This is a genomic window from Desulfosarcina widdelii (genome assembly GCF_009688965.1).
Taxonomy (GTDB): domain Bacteria; phylum Desulfobacterota; class Desulfobacteria; order Desulfobacterales; family Desulfosarcinaceae; genus Desulfosarcina; species Desulfosarcina widdelii.
In genome coordinates, this window is sequence record NZ_AP021875.1 from 3,359,071 (window position 1) to 3,378,533 (window position 19,463).

The window sequence follows — 19,463 nt, forward strand, 5'->3', positions numbered from 1 at the left end:
CCGGGATGCAGCGGCAATTGAATGCCATCGTATTTATGAACAGGTTCACTCAGGCATCGCCGGCCAGATTGCGGGTCCAATCCCCGCCCAGGGTGCGATAAAGGGTTACCCGGTTTTTGATCCGGGTGGCTTTTTCATCCACCAACTGCCTCTCGAGGCTCTGCACATTGGTCCAGGCGGACAGATAGTCCAGATAGTTGGCTTGGCCGTTCAAATACTGCAGACGGGAGGCCTTCATGGACGCCAGCGACGCCCCGAGTTCTTCTTCCAGAAGGGTGATGTATTCGGCCTGCCGGGTTTCGGTGGCGAGGCTGTCCTCCACCTCCTGGATCGCCTCGGCCACGGTCTGGGCATAGGCGGTCATGGCTTCCTCGGCCTCGGCCCGGGTTTTATCCACTTCGGCGGCCCGGTAGCCCCCATCGAAAATGGGCCCGGTGATACTGGCGGCCAGGGTGGCGACCCAGTTGCTGAAAAGCAGATCCAGGCTGTCGCTGGAAAATACCGCGTCGGCGGACAGGGTCAGGGACGGCAGCCGGTCGGCACGGGCGGCGCTGACCTGCCAGTCGTTGGATTTGAGGCGCAGGCCGGCGGCGCGCACATCAGGCCGTGCGGCCAAGATGTCAGCCGGTACACCGGCGGCCGGCAGGGCGATCAACTCCGGCAAGGTGGATTGATCGACGGCAACATTACCACTGCCGGCAAGGCCCAGCAGAACGGCCAGGGCGTTGCGCTGCACCTGCTCTTCGAGTTGCAGCGGGGGCAGATTGGCCTTGGCCTGGGCCAGAGCCTCCTTTTGCTGGGCTACTTCCAGGGCATCTGACTGGCCGTTGGCGAAGCGCAATACCTGCAATTTCAGCATCCGCCGGTTGAGATCGATCTGTTCGTTGAGGATGTCGATCTGGCGGCGCAGGGACAGAATGTCGATCCACGTCGTCACCACCTCGGCGGCGATGGTCACGACCGCCGCATCCAGATCTTCCCTGCTGGCTTCCAGTTCCAGCGTCTCGGACTGACGCAGGGCCGCCAGCCGTCCCCAAAGATCGAGTTCGTATGCGGCAGTCAACCCGGCACTTAACGTTTCGTCGTTGCTGCGTTCGATCCCCGACCCATCGGTTTTGGTCTGCCGCCAGCTTTTTTCGGCACCGGCGTTATATTCGACGTCCGGCTTGAGGTCGGCGCCGGCCTGACGGGCCACGGCGTCGGCCTGTTTCAGACGCGCCCAGGCCGAACGCACATCGAAATTTCCGGCAATGGCCGTATCTACCAGGAGATTGAGTTCATCGCTGCCAAAAGCCTCCCACCAGCGACCGGGACCCGGTTCCTCAACGGTATAGAGCGAATAGCGCTCGGGCAGATCGATGGGGGCATCCGGCCGCACCTGGGGCTGAAACAGGCTGCACCCGGCAAGGATCAGAACAGTGATAAATGAAAAAGCGCTTCGGATCATAATGGACTCCACAAAGTATCCCCGCTCCGTAATGACGGGGTTCAGTCACTTATAACGGGCGTTACGATAAAACCCTGCGCTAAAAAAATTGCACAGGTCAAAATCGGAGGTTGGGAGAGAAGTGATTCATTTTTCGTGGAGGACCAAAGCCCGCCGCAGCGCACGACGGGCACGCACCAGCAGGGATTCGACAGCCCCGATGGACACGTCCATGATTTCGGAAATGCGTTGGTAGGAGAGTTGTTCGGTGTGGCGCAGCAGGATGGCGGTGCGCTGATTGACGGGCAGGTCGCCAATCGCTTTTTCCAGGCGATCAGCGGCAATGGCGCCCTCGAGTAAATCCAGGGGGGTCTCTTCGGTCGGTGTTTCGGGAAGTTCTTCCATGATTTCGGGTCTTTTTTTGCGAAAATGGTCAATGCAGATGTTTCTGGCAATTTTAAGCAGGTAGGTCCGCAAGGTTGCATCGGCGCGGTAGCGGTTCGAGGCCCGGTAAAGCCGCAGGAAGGTCTCCTGGGCCACATCCTCGGCCTCCTGGGGATCGCCCAGCATCCGGCAGGCGAATCCATATACGGCATCCCGATGGCGCCGCAGCAGTTCGGTAAACGACCCTTCGTCGCCGTCGGCAATCTTGACGATCAGATCGGCGTCGCTCCGACGGGTATGGCGATTGAAAATCATCGTTTGGCGTTGTTTTTCCTGGATTCGAGATGGGCCTGCAGCAAAGAAAAAAACCGCGCCCCTTTTTCGTTGCCCAGCAGACCGCGCAATTCGATCACGTGGGCCTCGAACACATCGGATTTGCGCTTTTCCCGGGATTGGGCGGTCTCGATCAGTAAATGGAGCTGGTTTTCGTCTATGGGGCCGTCGTTTGCCAGAAAACGGATGATATCGCCGCGGGCCTGCTTGAGATCGCGTTCGTATCCGTCCATCGTCTCTCTGAACTGCTGCATGTTCGCCATTACGGCGTCTTCCTGCTCCGCCGGCAGGTTCAGTTCCTGGACGATATTGACCAACTCCTGCCAGGAGCGCTCCCTGAACGGTTTCGGGTGATGCAGGACCATCACGATGGCCATGACGACGAACCCGACGTTAAGGGCGATCGAAAAAAAGACCAACAGGCGTTTTTGGGAGAGTGTCACGGGTAGATTCCTTTACTGGCGTATACGCTTTGATACGGGTTGGCGACAACGGCCGTTTCGAATTGGATCACGCGGGTGCCCAGCACTGCACCACACAGCAGGCCGGCCAGGGCGGTACCACAGACCGCGCTGCGCATGGCCAGGCTCAAGCTTCGCCACCATTCGGCCATGCCAGGCTTTTCCAGGCCGGCCCGAAATGCCTGCATCGTCCGGCGGGAAAACGCCGCCGGAGCAGCCAGGGGCGGCAGGTGGTCCAAAAGGTCCATCAACTGCCGATTCCCCTGCGCCTCTAAACGGCAGGCCGGACACCTTTTTATATGATCGCTGATTCGTTTGGCCTCGGGGGCTGGCAATTCCCCGTCCAGCCAGGCATCGAGACGCCTTCTGATCTCTACGCAATCCATTGGATCCTCCCTTTTCGATGGCGCTGCAGACACGACCGTTTATATCGTTCTTTATGATAGCATAAACGTATAGACATTCAATTTCCTGCGCAGGTATTTTACTTTTTCTAAAAGTGCGTGCTGTGGACAACGACTGGGCGACGTTGTATGGTATACGCAAAAATATTGTACCCGTTCACGGGGTTGAAATGCCCAATGTGCTGCAACTGCCTGACCAGTAAGCGTTTACAGGGTGCCGCAGATGTTAGGCGCCGGGCACGCCGACGGTTTGGTCAACCTTCAGTGCCCGGGAACAAAGCAGATGCGGTACCCTGTGAACGCTTACAAAATATTCACATTGGAGCCGACCGTTGAACACCATTGAAGCGATTGTGCTGGGCGCCATTCAGGGCCTGACCGAATTTTTGCCGGTGAGCAGTTCGGGCCACCTGGTCCTGTTTCAGAATCTTTTCGGACTCAAGGAGCCGGAACTGCTTTTCGATATCTGCCTGCACGTGGGAACCCTCGCAGCCGTCCTGATCGTCTTTTACCGGGAGATTCTGGACATTCTCACGGCCCTGGTTCAAATGCCGGGCCGCCTCCAATCCGCCGGAAGCATCGCCAATCTTTTGGCAGCGGATCGATCCATCCGCATGGCCCTGCTCATTGTGGTGGGCAGCATTCCCACCGCCGTTATCGGCCTGCTGTTCAAGGAGATCACCGACCGGCTGTTCGGCTCCCTGACAATCGTGGGTTGCATGCTCCTGGTCACCGGCACCCTGCTTTGGCTGACCCGCGCCATACGGTCCCAGGGGCGGCCCGTCGAACAAACCACCCTGAAAAATGCAATTGTTATCGGCATCGTTCAGGGACTGGCCATTTTGCCGGGGATTTCGCGCTCGGGGTCAACCATCGCAACAGCTCTATTTTTGGGGGTAGACCGTACGGTGGCCGGCCGCTACTCCTTTTTGCTCTCCATTCCGGCCATCGTCGGTGCCCTGGCGCTCAGCCTGGACACGCCCGAACTGCACACGACGATTCCTCTGGGAACCATCCTCGCCGGCTCCGTCGTTTCGGCAGCGGTCGGTTGGCTGGCTTTGGTGATCCTGCTGCGAGTAGTGGACCGGGGGCAACTGCACCGGTTCGCACCCTATTGCTGGATCGTGGGGGTAATTACCCTGGTCATCGCCTGGATGGGATAAAACGGGAAAAACGGTCCGCCATGGCCCGAACCTACATCAAAACCCTGGACCGACTCAAAGTTTCCAATCTCGCCGGGCGGCTCATCGCCGGCATCGACCGGGTGATCCCTCCGGACACGGCCCTGTTCCACGAGGCGGTCGTCAGAGCAGGCGCGCCAGCCGGCGGCCAGCCCCTGCGCTACCTTCCCTACAATCGGCAGATCCACAGCGACGGCGATGTGACCACGACGCTCTCCCTGGTGGTGTTGTTCAACAACCTGCGCATGGAACGCTTCTTTTTAAAAGGTTTCAGAGAAAAACTGAGCCGACTGGTTTTCAAATTCTCTTTCAACATCATGGACCGATTTATCCGATCGGTGCGTCTGGACAGAAAGCTTTTGCAGATCATGGCGGGTGCTGCCGGCGAGTTCAGTATCATGGGCATCGTCCAGCAGGACGAAATCGTCCGCAGACGGTTCATCCGGCGCCGGACGCGCCTGATCTACCCGTTAATGCTTGTTTCCACCAGCGACGCAGCCAGCCGGGACTACATCGGTCAGTTCGAACGGCACCAGGCCATCCGTAAAATTAAAATTCCACTGCTGCCTTTCTATCGAAAGGGACCGCAAAACGATAAAAAGTAGCTTAAAAACAAACTTTTGCATACGTACTATGTATTTTTTTTCATAACAGAATGGGTAATTCATTCGCCAATTTTTGGTCCATTCCCCTGCCCCGCTTCCGGTGCTTATGGCCGCCGGGTTGCATTGGCAGAACGTTTTCAATTTATAGGCAAACGAGCAGTCTGCACGGTCGATAGCTGTAAAATAGCGGTTTGCGGGCGTTTTTGCGCCTTCTATTGGAAACGGGGCGCGCGCTGCAAAGGCGCCCAAGGCGGCCGGCGAAGCTGCCCTTGCCAAAGAGGACATAATGGCATGACTCTTGTATCACTATGTTGCCGATTTCAGGGTTAAATACCGGGCGCTTGCGGTCTCGGTTCTATCCGCAGCGTCGCCATGCTTTCCCGTTGACAACCGGCAGGTGCTGTTCGATAAACTTGAAACGAAATTGACTTGAAGCCCTAAAGTGAAAAATGGACCCCATGGCCCCCAGCGTAACCCCATTGTCTTCCGAACCCGAAACACCCGATCCGAAGGATCGAAAATGGTTGAGCGGAAACGAAGTATTGCAGGAAACCGGGATTTCCAAACGGGACCTGATCCGGTTCATTCAACTGCGGGTGCTTCCGAAATCGATGATGCGGGTATCGGCAGTCAACGGCCACGGTCGTAAGAAAAGCTACTTCTCGGCCGACATTCTGGGGCACGTATCGCTGCTCAAGCGCCTGCGGGACCAAGGGCACTCCATTGATGAAATCGCCAGGGAAATGCATGAAGCCGCTGAAGGCACGGACACACCGCAACCGCCGCCCTCCCCAAAATCACCGTCGGCTGATCAACCGGTAAAAACCACAGGGCAAGAAGGCATACCGCCGCAGATTAACCTGCTGGTCGATTCCATCGCCACGGCCGCGTTTTTCGTCACTCCCGATCTGCACATCGGCTGGATCAAGGCCGGTCAGGGGGATCGCCTTTCCGTGGCCATCGAAAACGAACTGGCCAACGACCCCACCGGAACCGTCCTGGACATCATGCTGCGTGCCTCCCTGAAGGAAATGGTTTTCAACTGGCCGCCGCTGTTTTCGTTTACCTATCGCTTCCTGCAGGCGACCGTTCCGGCCGAAACCTTCGAAAAAATGGCTCCAATGGTATCCTTAAACCTGGAAGAAACGGATTCCGCGGAAGGTTTTATTCCCGGCGGCGGGACCAACGGCCCGATCGACAGTTGCCCCATCCGTCTGGAAGATGAGGGCGGTCAGGTCCAGTTGCTGCGCTTTTACGGAATCGCCCTTTCGGAGGGAACGCTTTTCATCCTGGACGAGGATCGCTGGCAGGAGCCTTTGCCCGTCGTGCGACTGGAGGACAGCCAGGGAAAAGCCGTTTCGAAGGACGATCTCGACTCCAGGAAGATCCCATTCAGTGTTCTTTCCGCCCGGCTTGACGATTCTAGAAGCATCGTCGACACCCTGCTGCCGGAAACCTATTTCAAGCTGATGACACGCATCTGGGACGAAAGCGACCGGGTGCTGGCATTTTACGGCGGCCAGCGGGCCAAACGCAGCGGGACCGAAGTTCAATACATCATCCCCAAACACGCCAACACGGATCCTGCTTTCGATGCCATCCGCTGTGCCTTTGCTTTAAAAGAAAAGATGCGCGAAATCGAGGAATCGCTGAAGGCGGACGGCGGCTGGTTCGCCAATATCCGGCTGAACATCGGCGTCAGCAGCGGCAGCGATCACGTCCAGCAGGAAGATCTGACCGCCAGCATGGCCTTTTTGCTTCCCGGCGGGGCGTCGGATCAGGCCTTTCACCTTTCCGCCATTGCCCACGGCGGCGGCATCTGGATTACCAAATCGGCCTTCGGCCATCTCTCGCCGCGTCAGAGAGACCGCATCGTTTTCGGCATCTATCGCGACGACAAGCTGATCCGCAATATTTTCGCCCAGGTTGAAGATCTTCCCCATGCCCCTGATACCCCGCCTTTGGCACGGGCCATCCGCTCCCTTTCCGTGACCCGCATCATCGATTTCAAATAAACTTATCTCACCGCAGGTACCCATTTACGGGGTTGAAATGTTCCATGTGCCGCAACTGCCTGCTCAGTAAGCGTTCACAGGGTGCCGCAGATGCGAGGCACCGGGCACGCAGACGGGTTGGTCAACCTTCAGGTGCCCGAAAGCAAAGCAGATGCGGTACCCTGTGAACGCTTATCACCGCAGAGCTTTTTGACTTTCCAGGCTTCCGGCGTTATAGCAGGGCACTGTTTTGCGATGAATTGACGACTTCGTAAAAAACCCGATATCTTCGTTACGCTTCATCCCTCGTCACTGCGGAGTATTAACGATACGCCTCATTCCTTGGGATTCGCAAGCCTTGATCTCGGGCTTTTTACGAAGTCGTCTGGGAACCGAATTTTTACGATACTGACAAATTTTTACGGATAAAAAAAGGAACACAATGACCCAGAATAGAAAATCCACCGGCACCCTTTGCGTATGGGGTGGAGAACCGATTGAAATGGCAGAACAGGCCACCCAGGTGCCAGTTGTCCACAGCGTCTCTTTCGGCTATACGGATGTCGACACTTGGCTGCAGGTCGCCAAAGGCGAACAGCCCGGGCATATCTACAGCCGAAACACCAACCCGACGGTCAAGGCTTTCGAAGACAAGGTCCGCCTGCTTGAGGGGGCAGAAGCGGCCACCAGCGCCGCCACGGGGATGGGCATTATCAGCAGCACCCTGTTTGCCCTGCTCTGTCCCGGCGACCGGGTCGTTTCGGTGAAAGACACTTATGGCGGAACCAACAAGCTGTTCACCGAATTCTTGCACCGCTACAATGTCGATGTGACCCTTTGCGACACCACCGACCATGAGGCTATCGAAGCGGCCGTGGCCGGAGGCTGCCGCCTGCTCTACCTGGAAAGTCCCACCAACCCGACCGTGAAGGTGGTGGACATCGCCCGGTTGGCCGCCGCCGGAAAACGGGCCGGAGCCATCGTCGTGGTGGACAACACCTTTGCCACCCCCGTCAACCAGAATCCTTTGGAACTGGGCGCCGACCTCGTGCTGCACAGCGCCACCAAATACCTGGGAGGCCACGCCGACGCCCTGGGCGGTGTTGTCTGCGGCAAGAACGAATGGATCGAGGCAGTCTACCACTACCGCGAAATCAATGGCGCCACCCTGGACCCCATGGCCGCCTACCTGCTGCTGCGGGGGATCAAGACCCTGCATTTGCGCATCCGCCAGCAGAACCAGAGCGCTTTGGCCGTTGCCCGGTTTCTGGAATCCCATCCTGCCGTGGAGCAAGTCTTTTATCCCGGTCTCGACTCCCATCCGGGCCACGACATCGCCGCCGGACAGATGCGCGGATTCGGCGGCATGCTCAGCTTCATGCTCAAGGAGAACAGTCTCGATGCCGTGCGTCGGCTGCTGCCACGCCTGCGCTACGCCCACGCCGCCGCCAACCTGGGTGCCGTGGAAACCATCGTGGGACCGCCGGCCACTACCAGCCATGTGGAGTGCAGCCCCCAGGAACGGGCCTGCATGGGGATCCCCGAGAGCCTGGTGCGCTACTCTACCGGAATCGAAGAGACCGCCGATCTGATCGCCGATCTGGAGCAGGCGCTGGCCGTCTTTACCTGATGCCCATCCAAAAGCTGGAAATTTTAAAGAGCTACGGGTGGTCTATTCGCCGCATCCAAGGAAACCCAACGCCGTGCGAACATACAACTCCGCACCGATGAGTAATGCTTTCTCGTCGAAGGTGAAGCGGGGATGGTGGTGGGGATAGGGTATCTCACCGGCCGGATCGCGGGCGCCCACGAAGGCGAAAGCGGCCGGAACGGCATCCGCGAAGGCGGCGAAATCTTCTCCTGCCATGGTCTTTACCATGGCGGTCACCGAGTGGCTGTCGCCCAGGACCGCTGCCGCCGATTCCCGGGCCAGTCGGGTGATATTTTCGTCATTGGCAAGCAGATCGTTGCCGACCGCGAAGGTCAGCTCATAGTCGGCCCGGTGGGCTTTGCAGGTGTGTTCGACGATCCGCTCGAACCGGTTGCGGATCTCATCTCCTCCCTCATAAAGAAATCGAATGGAGCCGCCCAGGGTGACCGTTTCGGGAACGATGGTGTTGTTGCTGCCCGCCCGCAGGGCGGTGAACATGATGACCGCCGGATCGAGGGCATCGACCTCCCGGGTCTGGATGGCCTGCACCGCCTGGATCACCTGTGCGGCCGTGAGGATGGGGTCGATGGACTGATGGGCGAAACCCGCGTGCCCGCCCCTGCCCCGGATGGTGAGGGTGAAATAGTGGCTGGCAGCCATGATCGGCCCCGGTTTGAGGTCGATGGTGCCGGTGGGCAGGCTGTTCCACAAATGAAGGCCGAAAGCGGCATCCACGGCCGGGTCTTCCGGGACGCCTTCCGCCACCATCCGGCCGGCCCCGGCATCCTCCTCGTTGGGCTGGAAGACGAATTTGATGCTGCCGGCGATCCGGTCGCGATGCTCGGCCAGCACCTTGGCAGCCGCCAGCAGCATGGCCGTGTGCCCGTCGTGCCCGCAGGCGTGCATCACCCCGTCCGTTGTCGAGCGGTAGGGAAGGTCGTTCTCTTCGTGGACGGGCAGGGCGTCCATATCGGCCCGCAGCAAAATGGTCCTGCCCGGCCGGGATCCTTGCAGGAGGCCCAGCACCCCGGTGTCGGCCATGGCCCTGGCGGGAATCTGCAGGGCTTCCAGGCCGCCGAGAACTTTCGCCTGGGTGCGAAATTCCTTAAATCCCAACTCGGGATGGGCGTGCAGATCCCTTCGCAGGGCGATCAGTTCCGGATCCAGTTCCGACAGGCGCTGTTTGAAGGACATGGGATCAATTGAGCCCCAGGTATTTCAGCAACCCTTTCCCATATCGGGCAACAAAGGCCGGATCCACCTTCTGCACGGGGTTGGCCCCTAAAAAGGCCAATTGTTCGTCCAGCCGGGCCCGGCGGTCGGCGGCATCGGCGACCTCCTTGAGCGCGGCGATCTTTTGTTCGACCTCGAAATATTTCAGCTTGTCGTCCAGGGGAAGCTGCCAGAAGAGCAGGTAGCCCCGCTCGGGAAAATCCACCCCCAAAATGCCGTAGCAATAGGACATGAAGGCCCGCTCCAGCTTCTGCTGAATGGTGACAATCTTCTCTTTGGCCGCAACGATGTCGGACGGATCGAAGGGTGTACCGAGAACTTCGATGTAGATCTTGAACTTGGGCTCGGTCCCCGAAGGCCGCACCGTAATGCGGATGCTGCGGGTGTCGGGCAGGTTGTCGAGCTTGAGGATCAGGACGTTGCGCGAGGAGGTGTCGGTCGGCGACAGGTGGGGCTGGGGCTCTCCCTTCCAGCGGTCGATCTTCTCGGCCACGCCGAACTCGCCCACGGAAGAGATCTCGTTTTCCCGCAAATGGGCCATGATGGTCTTGATCCGGCCGATTCCCCGGGCGCCCAACAGGCGGATCTCGGTGAGATAATTGTGGCAGTAGCCGTATTTGGCGTAGATGCCGTCCAGGTAATCCACCAGCGTACGCCCCTCGGCTTTGAGCCGGGAGGCGAGTTCGGCCAGCCACACGGCGGCGCCGGCGGCGTCCTTGTCCCGGGCATAGTTGCCCATGAGAAAACCGTGGCTCTCCTCGGTGCCCAGGATGAAGTCGTTCTGGCGGCCCTCGGCCTCCAGGCGGTTCATGCGGTCGCCGATGTATTTGAAGCCCACCAGCAGATCGCCGATACATTGGATCCCGTTTTCCGAGGCGATGGTATCGATCAGCGAGGAGGTGACCTCGGTTTTGATGATCACGTTATCGCCCGATAGCCGGCCTGCCTGGCGGTATTGTTCGATGGCGTACTCGGTCAGTACGATGCCGATCTCGTTGCCGTTGAGAAATTTCCACTCGCCCCCGTGGCGCACCAGGATGCCGATGCGGTCGGCATCCGGGTCGGTGCTCATGATCACATCGGCGCCGATGGCATCGGCATTGGGTCGGGCCGTGTCGAAGGACTGGATCACTTCGGGGTTGGGAATGTTGAAGGTGACGTTCTCGAAGGCGCCGCTCAGGTTGGACGTGGCCGGGTCCAGGTGGATGTCGAAACCCATGGCCTTGAGTACCGGGTAGACCGACGTCAAACCGGTGCCATGCAAGGGGCTGTAGAGAATCTTGACCCCGCGGGCATCGCTGAGCTGCAGGGCGGCCACAGCCGAAAGATAAGCCTCGTCCACTACCGCGCCGATGGTCTCCAGCAGCCCGTTTCCCGTAGCTTTATCCAGATCCAGGGTCTTGATGGCGGAAACGTTTTGGGTCACCTCGTCTACCAGTTCCTGGTCATAGGGCGGAATGAGCTGGCCGCCGTACTGGTCGTATACCTTCTTGCCGTTGTCGGTGGGCAGGTTGTGGCTGGCCGAAAACATGCACCCGGAAACGGCTCCCAGATGACGGATGGCAAAGGAAAGCTCCGGGGTGCTGCGGGTGCTTTCGAACAGATAGACCTGTATGCCGTTGGCCGTGTAAACCTGGGCCGCCGCTTCGGCCAGCTGACGGCAGTCCAGATCCATGACCGGATTGGGCCGGTCCGCGGCGTAGCGCGCGGTGTCCGTAAACCGGCGCACATCGTAGGCCAGCACCACCCCTTTCTGCCTGGCCGCTTCGCCGTGGGCCTTGGTCAAAAACTGGCTGTGCCCCTGGGCCGAGGCCTGGATGGTCCACGGGTTGATGCGGTTGGGCCCGACGCCCACCAGTCCGCGGCGGCCACCGGTGCCGAAGGGGATGACCTGGTAAAAGGAATCCAGCAGAAAATCCCACTGCTGCGATTCAATCAGGTGTTCGATCTGGGGAACGTAGTCGGCAAACATCGCGTCGGTGAGCCACGCCTGCAGGTTCGCAAGGGCATCGGACTTGAAGTTTTCCGGCAAGTCGAGGGTATCGAAGCCTTTTTTTGCTTTTTCAAGCAGGGTCTGGTATGGGTCCATGCCATTGTCCTTTTTGCACATGTTTGATGAGGAATGTTCACATCGTCAAACATAATTATTTCATTTTTTTCCCCCATTGACAACGGATTTAAGGAATTACCTCCGGCCCCATGAATGCCACCGACCGCAAAATCTTCTGCGCCCTTTTCGCTTCCATCTTTGCGGCCGTCACCGGTGTGGGCATCGTGGTCCCCCTTTTGCCGGTCTATGCCCACAGCCTGGGTGCCGACGGAATTTACATCGGACTGATCTTCGGTGCGTTCTCGCTTTCCCGCACTTTCTTCCTGCCTTACTTCGGCCGCCGGTCCGACAAAAAGGGGCGCAAACCGTTTATCGTGACCGGACTTTTTTTCTACGCCGTGATCTCCATCGCCTTTATTTTCTCTACCGGCGTCGAGTCCCTGATCGGCATCCGCTTTGTCCAGGGAATCGCCTCGGCAATGATCATGCCGGTGGTCCAGGCTTACGTGGGAGACATCACCCCCCCGGGCAAAGAGGGCTGGATCATGGGGCTGTTCAACATGTCCATGTTCATCGGGCTCAGCGCCGGACCGCTGATCGGCGGGATCATCAAGGACCGTTTCAGTCTGCAGGGGGCATTTGTCTGCATGGGAATCCTGTCCCTGGTCGGCTTCGGATTGAGCCTGGTTTTCCTGCCCCCCGTTGCCGAGGAGCACACGGTAAAAAAAGGCCGGCCGCCGGTTGCCTGGTCGAAAATTCTTAAGGATCGGACGATTATCGGGCTTTCCGTCTTCCGTCTGGTCTACACGGCCTGCATTGGGATTATCTGGGGCTTTTTACCGGTGCTGGCCGACACCGAGTTTTCCATCTCTGCATCGTCCATCGGCATCCTGGTAATGATGGGCGTCAGTGTGAGTGGGGCGATCCAGGTGCCCATGGGATGGGTGGCCGACCGGGTGAACCGCAAGGCGATGGTCGTTGTGGGGGGGCTTGTGGTGACCGCCTCGGTGTACAGCTTCGTCCATGCCACCGGCTTTCATTACCTGTTCTGGGCCAGCGTCGTTTTCGGGATTGGCGGGGGCATCTCCATGCCGGCCCTGATGGCGGCCGCGGTTCTGCGGGGCAGCCATATCGAGGCCATGGGATCGGTGATGTCCCTTCTCACGGCAGCCCACAGCCTGGGTATGCTGGTCGGCTCGGTGCTGGCCGGCGTGCTGATGGATCTGTTTCAACTCAGGCAGGCATTTTATTTTGGTTCGATGGCCATGGCCGTGGGAACTGTGCTGTTCGTCATCTGTACCTGGCAGTCGGACCTGAGCAGGGGAACGGTTCTCTCGCCGCCTCCCCAGATCCCGGAGGGATGAAAACAATGCCCCTACCCTACACCTTCAATCGCATGGAATTCGCCGGCTCCCTGGGCGACCTGGGAACCCTCTTGCCCCTGGCCATCGGCATGATCATCGTCAACGGCCTGGACCCGGCAGGTCTGTTTCTGTCCGTGGGTCTGTTTTACATCTTCACCGGCATCTATTTCGGCATCACCACGCCGGTCCAGCCCATGAAGGTCATCGGCGCCTACGCCATCGCCACCGCCATGACGCCCCATCAGATCATGGCCTCGGGAATTCTCATGGGAGTCTGCCTGCTGATCATCGGCGCCACCGGCGCCATCACCCTCATCGGCAAATATACGCCCAAGGCCACCGTGAGAGGCGTACAGCTCTCCACCGGCACCCTGCTCATGGCCGAAGGGGTCAAGTTCATGCTCGGCAAGACCCGGCTTCAGGCGTTGCACCAGATGGCCGAACCCTATCTGTCGATCCAGCAGGTCGGGCCTGTTCCCATGGGCCTGATCATCGGCATCGCCGGCACATTGCTCACCCTTTTGCTTCTGGAGAATAAAAAAATGCCGGCCGGGATCGTGATTGTGGGCGTGGGAATTCTCATCGGCCTATTGGCCGGCACCCGCGAGGGGTTGGGCGACATTCGCCCGGGATTTTACCTGCCCGCCATTCTGCCACTGGGATTTCCCCAGGGCGCGGACTTCACCGTTGCCCTGCTGGCCCTGGTGGTCCCGCAGATGCCCATGACTGTAGGCAATGCGGTGATTGCCGACATGGACCTGTCCATCAACTATTTCGGCGACGCCGCCCGGCGGGTAACCGGCAAATCCCTGTGTGTCAGCATGGCCCTGGGCAATTTTCTCAGCTCCTGTCTGGGGGGCATGCCGCTGTGCCACGGCGCCGGCGGACTGGCCGCGCATTACCGCTTCGGCGCCCGCAGCGCCGGATCGAATCTGATGATCGGCGCCCTGTTCATCCTCTTCACCCTGTTGCTGGGCCATCGCATCCTGGCCCTGTTCAACCTGATCCCCATGGCCATCCTGGGCGTGCTGCTGCTTTTCGCCGGCAGCCAGTTGGCTCTTACCATTTTGGATGTAAAGGACCGCAAGGAGCTGTTCGTGGTGGTGGTGATTCTGGGAATCACGCTGGCGTCTAACCTGGCCGCCGGATTCGCGGCCGGTATTGTCCTGGCCTATCTGATACGGTCGGAAAAACTGAATGTGTAAAGCGATCCCGGCAGGCTCCACTAAACAGGAAGGGTTCCATTCAACCGTGCGACAGGCTCTGACGCACGACGATGCTCCCCACCGGCGCACCGATGTCTTTGGCGATCACCGGACACTTGACCTGAAGCAGGCAGAAGACCTTCTCGCCGGCCTGACTGAGGGACTCGTAGTTGGCCTGCCCCTTGGCAAGGATCAGATCCGACGATTCGAATATCTTTCTGAATTCCTGTGAACAGGAATCCAGGACTGTCCCGGGCGCATCGGAGCCATTGTCGATGATGGCCGCACACCGGTCCAGGCCCGCCGCCAGCGCATCCTTGACGGTGGCGTCGTTCAACACGGGATGCCCCTTTACAGCATAGGTGACGGCATTGTCGATCTTTTCGATGAATACCCGGTCGAACACCGTTTCGCCGGCATTGTCGGCCAAATATAAAATGCGCTCGTGCCAGCCCATCTCGCGGATCAACGTCTCGCGATCATCGATGGCAAAGGGCTGTGCCAGGACCCGCTCCACGGTTTTCCATAAATCCTCATATCGGCCGCCAACGCCGGCATCGATGATGTTTCCCGCGATGGCGATGCGCAGGAGTGTCCCGATATCGCTGCCGTCGCCGGCCAGTTTCATTAAATCAGGATAAATGGCCAAGGCTTCCTGCGTGCTCTTCTCCTTTTCCTTTTCATAGGGATCTTCGATCTTCAGGGTCTCTCTCACCGTACGGTGGATCACACCGGCGATCTCCGGCGGAGTGGCGCGTTCATCCAGCCCCATGATTGTTTGCAGAACCGATTGAAGCACAGCCTTGACTTGCGGATCGGCGGCGCCGGCATGCCTGGCCGCCTCGAGGGACTGCCGCAGGAAACAGGGATAGCAATCGTAATAGACTTTCACTGAAAAAACCTCTCAAAAACGCCTCGGGTGCTCCGTCAAACGGGTTCGTCCATATCTTCATAGGCCTCGGGAATGAAACGGGGAGTACAGATTGCCAGGAACAGCAGATCGGTGGTCCCGGAATTTTCGATCTGCTGGGAACAGCGAGGCGGAATGATGACCACGTCTCCAGGCCCCACCGTCTGCGCGGCCTGCCCGCCGAGACTCACTTGCCCGCTGCCCTCGAGGATGACGTAACGCTCGGTGATTCCGTCGAGGCGATGCAGCCGGGTGGTCACACCGGGCGCCACCCGTGCCCGGGCAATGGAGACCTCGGGATCATCTGGGGCGTTGGACATCTCGAGGATATGGCAGCCCTCCTTGAAGTAGTACTCGTCTTCCGGTTTTGCCCTTCGAATCCTGGGGTTCATTACCCCTTCCCTCACGATTAAGAATCAATTTACTTCTTTGGAAGATTTCGTAAAACGTTCGAGATCAAGGCTTGCGAGCCCCGAGGAGGGAGGCGTATTCAAAATACTCCGCATTGACGAGGGGCGAAGCATAACGCCGATATCGGGCGTTTTACGGAATCTTCACCGTTTTACTGTGGCCAACTTCACCGCCAACCCCACAAAAACCAACCCGGCCACCCGGTTCATGACCCCCTGGGTTTTCGGGGAACGGGTGAGCCACTGGCCGATGGAGCCGGCCATCAGGGCGATGCCGCCGAAAACGAGAATCGTGGAAACGATGAAGACACCGCCCAGCAGAAGCATCTGAAGGCTCAGCGGGCCGCGGGCTGGATCGGCAAACTGCGGCAAAAAGGCCATGAAAAAGATCGACACCTTGGGATTGGTCACGTTCATGATAATCCCCCGCCGGTAGAGGCGGCCGGCGCTCAGCCCGTTGGACCGGCCGGCAGAGATATCCTGCGACGAGGCCCGGAAGGCATGCCAGGCCAGGTACAGCAGATATGCGGCGCCAAACAGCTTGAGCGCGGTAAAGGCCACCGCGGAGGCCTGGAAAATGACCGCCACGCCAAAGGCCACAGCGGTGGTGTGCACGAGCAGTCCCGTGCACAGACCCAGGGTCACCAGCAGACCGGCGGACTTGCCGCGCAGGGCCGACTGGGTCAGCACGAAGATGTTGTCCGGGCCCGGGGCCAGCGCCAGCAGTACGGACGCCATGAAAAATGCTGCCAGGGTGTCGATCGGTATCATCGAAAGTATCATGGGACCACCTTTACCTCCCGCTCCAGATTCACGTCAAAGGTTTCATTCACCGACCGGCGCACGCGCTCGGACAGATCCAGGATCTCCCTGCCCGTAGCGCCGCCCAGGTTCACCAGTACCAGCGCCTGCCGGTCATGCACACCGGCCCGGCCGATCTGCCGGCCCTTCCAGCCGCAGCGGTCGATCATCCAGCCGGCGGACAGCTTGACCCGGCCGTCCGGCTGGGGGTAACGGGGCAGGTCGGCAAAACGCGCCTGCAACCGGTGCAGGGTTTCCGGTTCAACCACCGGATTCTTGAAAAAGCTGCCCGCATTGCCCAGATCGGCGGGATCGGGCAGCTTGGCCCGCCGAATGGCGATGATGGCCTGCCGAAGCGTATCCAGGTTCACCGGCCCCAGGGCATCCACCTGCTCCCGGACCTCCGGATAATCGAGAACGAATCGCGGTTGACGGCAAAACCTGAACACGACCGCCGTAATGATGTGGCGCCCGGTCCAAAGCCCCTTGAAATGGCTGGTCCGGTAGCCGAAACCGCACGCCTCGGCTGGAAAAACGATCTTTTCGTGGCTGTGGATGTCGATGGCCTCGACGCTGTCGATGACGTCCTTGACCTCCACACCGTAGGCCCCGATGTTCTGCACCGCACTGGCGCCCACGCTGCCGGGAATCAAAGAAAGATTTTCGATGCCGCCCCAGCCGCTGGCCACCGCATGGGCCACCAGCTCGTCCCAGTTCTCACCGGCCATGGCCCGGACCCGGATGTACCGTTCGTCGGCATTGAGCACGTCGATTCCCTTGAGCACCGGATGCAGCACAATACCGTCGAAATCGTCCACGAAGAGAAGATTGCTGCCGCCCCCCAGCACCAGAAGGCGTTCTCCCTCAAAGTATTGAACACCGAGAAATTCGGAAATCTCCTTCTCCTCATCGAACCGGACATACCGCCGGGCACGGGCTTCGACGTCGAAAGTGTTCAGAGATTTGAGTGAAAAATCGGACCGGCTTTCCATGATCTGCCTCGTGATTCAGATGGATTGGGGCTGCAGGGCAAATGCCGTGCGGGAAGGAAGGTAGAGAGACAGCCGGCTGCCAAAGGGCGAGTGTTCATCTTTCAGGCCTTGATGGCGCTGGTCGGCCGTGAGGCGTCCGTGGCCGCCGAACCGATCATCGTCGGTATTCAATATCATGCGGTAGGACCCGGCCGGCGCCGGAAAACCGTAATCGGGCCAGGATCGTTCCGGATGGAAGTTGAAGGCGAACACCCATCCGGCCCGCATGAAAATCAGCACCTTGTCGCTGTCATGGTCCCACAGCCGTTGAGGGTCGCCGCCGGCCAGCAGGTCGAAGCGCGCAAACAGGCCGATCATCTGCCGGTCGAAGCGCGCCAGCAGCCGATACTTGAGATCGGGGGCATCCACCAGGTGCCACTGGCGCCGGGCATAGCGATAGCTCCAGCCGTTGCCCTCCCGGGGAAAGTCGATCCAGTCGGGGTGGCCGAATTCGTTGCCCATGAAATTGAGATATCCGCTGCCCGCCGTGGCCAGAGTGATCAGCCGGATCATCTTGTGCAGGGCCATGGCCCGATCCACGGCCAGGTCCGGGTCGTCGATGCACATGTGGTCGTACATGGCGGCGTCGGCCATGCGGAACATCAACGTCTTGTCCCCCACCAGGGCCTGATCGTGGGACTCGGTGTAGCTGATGGTCCGCTCTTCTCGTCGCCGGTTGGTCAGCTCGTACCACAGATGGCCCATGGGCCAGTTTTCGTCGGGAGTATCTTTGGTCAACCGAATCCAGTTGTCGGGAATCCCCATGGCAAACCGGTAGTCGAACCCCACGCCGCCCTCGGCCACGGGCAGGGCCAGGCCCGGCATGCCGCTGATATCTTCGGCCACGGTCATGGCATCGGGCCGCAGCCGGTGAATGACCTCGTTGGCCAGGGCCAGGTAGGCCAGGGCATCTTCGTCCACGGTGTCGTTGAAGTAGTCGTCGTACCCGCTAAAGGCCCGCTCCAGGCCGTGGTGAGTATAAAGCATACTGGTGATGCCGTCGAAGCGGAACCCGTCCACATGAAAGGCGTCCAGCCAATAGCGGCAATTGGACAGCAGAAAGTGAACCACCTCGGGTTTGCCATAGTCGAAGCAGCGGCTGTCCCAGGCATAATGATGGCCGCGGGCTCCCTGGTGGAAGTACTGGTATTCCGTTCCGTCGAACAACCCCAGCCCCTCGACGGTGTTGGCCACCGCGTGGGAGTGCACCAGGTCCATGATCACGGCGATGCCCGCTTCATGGGCCGCGTCGATCAGGGCCATGAGATCTTCCGGCGGGCCGAAACGCGAGGAGGCGGCAAAGAAGTTGGACACATGGTAGCCGAAGGAGCCATAGTAGGGGTGCTCCTGGACGGCCATGAGCTGGATCGTGTTGTAGCCGGCGGTAATAATGCGCGGCAGCACCGTTTCCGTGAACTCGCGCCAGGAACCGACCTTCTCTTCCTCCTGGGCCATGCCCACGTGGACCTCGTAAATCAAAGGGGCCCGATCCGGTCGCCTGAAGTCCGGACAGCGCCAGCGGTAGGGCTGCTCCGGTGCCCACACCTGGGCGTTGAAAATCAGCGTATACGGGTCCTGAACCACCCGGCGGGCATAGGCCGGGATGCGATCCCCGGCCCCGCCGTTCCAGTGAATCCGCAGGCGAAACAGGTCGCCGTGATGCAGAACATTCGCCGGCAGATCGATGGCCCACTGGCCGTCGGCAGCCAGCTGGGTCAACGCAAAGGCGGAATCTTCCTGCCAGCCGCAAAAATCGCCCAATAGGTAAACGGCGGTGGCATTGGGCGCCCACTCCCGAAAGATCCAGCCTTTGGCCGTGCGGTGCAGGCCAAAGTACTCGTGTCCCGATGCCAGGTCCAGAAGATCCACGCTTCCTTCGGTGATCCGCTCGCGCAGGGTCTGGATATGCGCAAGCCGCCGGGTCAGCGCCGTGCGATGGGCGCTGAGGTAGGGATCGGCGTCGATCAGACGGTCGGCAAGGGAGGTGACAGTGGTCATGGGGGCTCTTTTTTGGATTTTC

General features: G+C 59.6%; 17 protein-coding genes. 6 read left to right on the top strand and 11 right to left on the bottom strand.

All coding sequences use genetic code 11. From position 1 onward, the window contains the following. Positions 1–49 precede the first annotated feature (49 nt). The 4 genes from GN111_RS15580 to GN111_RS15595 all read right to left on the bottom strand — a co-directional run bounded on the left by GN111_RS15580 (position 50) and on the right by GN111_RS15595 (position 2,990). Positions 50–1,447 carry an efflux transporter outer membrane subunit gene (locus tag GN111_RS15580; RefSeq protein ID WP_155304631.1) on the bottom strand — a complete coding sequence of 466 codons (1,398 nt, stop codon included), beginning with the start codon at positions 1,445–1,447 and terminating at the stop codon, positions 50–52. A 126-nt stretch (positions 1,448–1,573) separates the two neighbouring features. After that, a complete protein-coding gene (locus GN111_RS15585; RefSeq protein WP_155304632.1) occupies positions 1,574–2,125 on the bottom strand; it encodes an RNA polymerase sigma factor in 552 nt (183 codons plus the stop codon). Next, complete coding sequence (locus tag GN111_RS15590) at positions 2,122–2,586, bottom strand: periplasmic heavy metal sensor (RefSeq protein WP_155304633.1); 465 nt, start codon at positions 2,584–2,586, stop codon at positions 2,122–2,124. The genes GN111_RS15585 and GN111_RS15590 overlap by 4 nt, the downstream gene beginning before the upstream one ends. After that, the gene (locus GN111_RS15595; RefSeq protein WP_155304634.1) at positions 2,583–2,990 is read right to left on the bottom strand and encodes an anti-sigma factor family protein; all 408 of its coding nucleotides are present in this window, start codon (positions 2,988–2,990) and stop codon (positions 2,583–2,585) included. Before GN111_RS15595 ends, GN111_RS15590 begins: the two co-directional genes overlap by 4 nt. A 350-nt stretch (positions 2,991–3,340) precedes the next feature. On the opposite strand from GN111_RS15595, the gene GN111_RS15600 reads away from it, so the two are divergent. The 4 genes from GN111_RS15600 (at position 3,341) to GN111_RS15615 (ending at position 8,418) form a co-directional block, all read left to right on the top strand. Further along, positions 3,341–4,171, top strand: coding sequence for an undecaprenyl-diphosphate phosphatase (locus GN111_RS15600; protein WP_155304635.1), 831 nt, complete (start codon positions 3,341–3,343; stop codon positions 4,169–4,171). A 20-nt stretch (positions 4,172–4,191) separates the two neighbouring features. After that, entirely contained in the window at positions 4,192–4,794 is a 603-nt protein-coding gene (locus GN111_RS15605; RefSeq protein WP_155304636.1) for a hypothetical protein, read from the top strand. Between the two features lie 524 nt (positions 4,795–5,318). Next, a complete protein-coding gene (locus GN111_RS15610; RefSeq protein ID WP_155304637.1) occupies positions 5,319–6,809 on the top strand; it encodes a hypothetical protein in 1,491 nt (496 codons plus the stop codon). 421 nt (positions 6,810–7,230) lie between these two features. Continuing rightward, positions 7,231–8,418 (top strand): cystathionine gamma-synthase family protein, encoded by a 1,188-nt coding sequence (locus GN111_RS15615; protein ID WP_155304638.1) that lies wholly within the window; start codon positions 7,231–7,233, stop codon positions 8,416–8,418. A gap of 42 nt (positions 8,419–8,460) precedes the next feature. On the opposite strand, the gene GN111_RS15620 is transcribed toward GN111_RS15615, so the two are convergent. Both GN111_RS15620 and GN111_RS15625 read right to left on the bottom strand, forming a co-directional pair. Further along, positions 8,461–9,633, bottom strand: coding sequence for a M20 metallopeptidase family protein (locus tag GN111_RS15620; protein WP_155304639.1), 1,173 nt, complete (start codon positions 9,631–9,633; stop codon positions 8,461–8,463). A 4-nt stretch (positions 9,634–9,637) separates the two neighbouring features. Further along, the gene (locus GN111_RS15625) at positions 9,638–11,761 is read right to left on the bottom strand and encodes a phospho-sugar mutase (protein ID WP_170302323.1); all 2,124 of its coding nucleotides are present in this window, start codon (positions 11,759–11,761) and stop codon (positions 9,638–9,640) included. Between the two features lie 110 nt (positions 11,762–11,871). Between GN111_RS15625 and GN111_RS15630 the strand changes: the two genes are divergently transcribed. Further along, positions 11,872–13,086 (top strand): MFS transporter, encoded by a 1,215-nt coding sequence (locus tag GN111_RS15630; protein WP_155304641.1) that lies wholly within the window; start codon positions 11,872–11,874, stop codon positions 13,084–13,086. 5 nt (positions 13,087–13,091) lie between these two features. Further along, positions 13,092–14,291: a putative sulfate/molybdate transporter gene (locus tag GN111_RS15635; RefSeq protein ID WP_155304642.1), complete on the top strand. Its 1,200-nt coding sequence runs from the start codon at positions 13,092–13,094 to the stop codon at positions 14,289–14,291. A 40-nt stretch (positions 14,292–14,331) separates the two neighbouring features. On the opposite strand, the gene GN111_RS15640 is transcribed toward GN111_RS15635, so the two are convergent. The 5 genes from GN111_RS15640 to GN111_RS15660 form a co-directional block, all read right to left on the bottom strand. Beyond that, positions 14,332–15,183, bottom strand: a complete 852-nt coding sequence (locus tag GN111_RS15640; RefSeq protein WP_155304643.1) for a damage-control phosphatase ARMT1 family protein — start codon at positions 15,181–15,183, stop codon at positions 14,332–14,334. A gap of 35 nt (positions 15,184–15,218) precedes the next feature. Continuing rightward, a complete protein-coding gene (locus GN111_RS15645) occupies positions 15,219–15,593 on the bottom strand; it encodes a cupin domain-containing protein (RefSeq protein WP_155304644.1) in 375 nt (124 codons plus the stop codon). Between the two features lie 162 nt (positions 15,594–15,755). Beyond that, positions 15,756–16,394 carry a LysE family translocator gene (locus tag GN111_RS15650; protein ID WP_231715758.1) on the bottom strand — a complete coding sequence of 213 codons (639 nt, stop codon included), beginning with the start codon at positions 16,392–16,394 and terminating at the stop codon, positions 15,756–15,758. Continuing rightward, positions 16,391–17,404, bottom strand: a complete 1,014-nt coding sequence (gene murB / locus GN111_RS15655; RefSeq protein ID WP_155304645.1) for a UDP-N-acetylmuramate dehydrogenase — start codon at positions 17,402–17,404, stop codon at positions 16,391–16,393. Before murB ends, GN111_RS15650 begins: the two co-directional genes overlap by 4 nt. A gap of 15 nt (positions 17,405–17,419) precedes the next feature. After that, positions 17,420–19,441 (bottom strand): alpha amylase C-terminal domain-containing protein, encoded by a 2,022-nt coding sequence (locus GN111_RS15660; RefSeq protein WP_155304646.1) that lies wholly within the window; start codon positions 19,439–19,441, stop codon positions 17,420–17,422. Positions 19,442–19,463 lie beyond the last annotated feature (22 nt).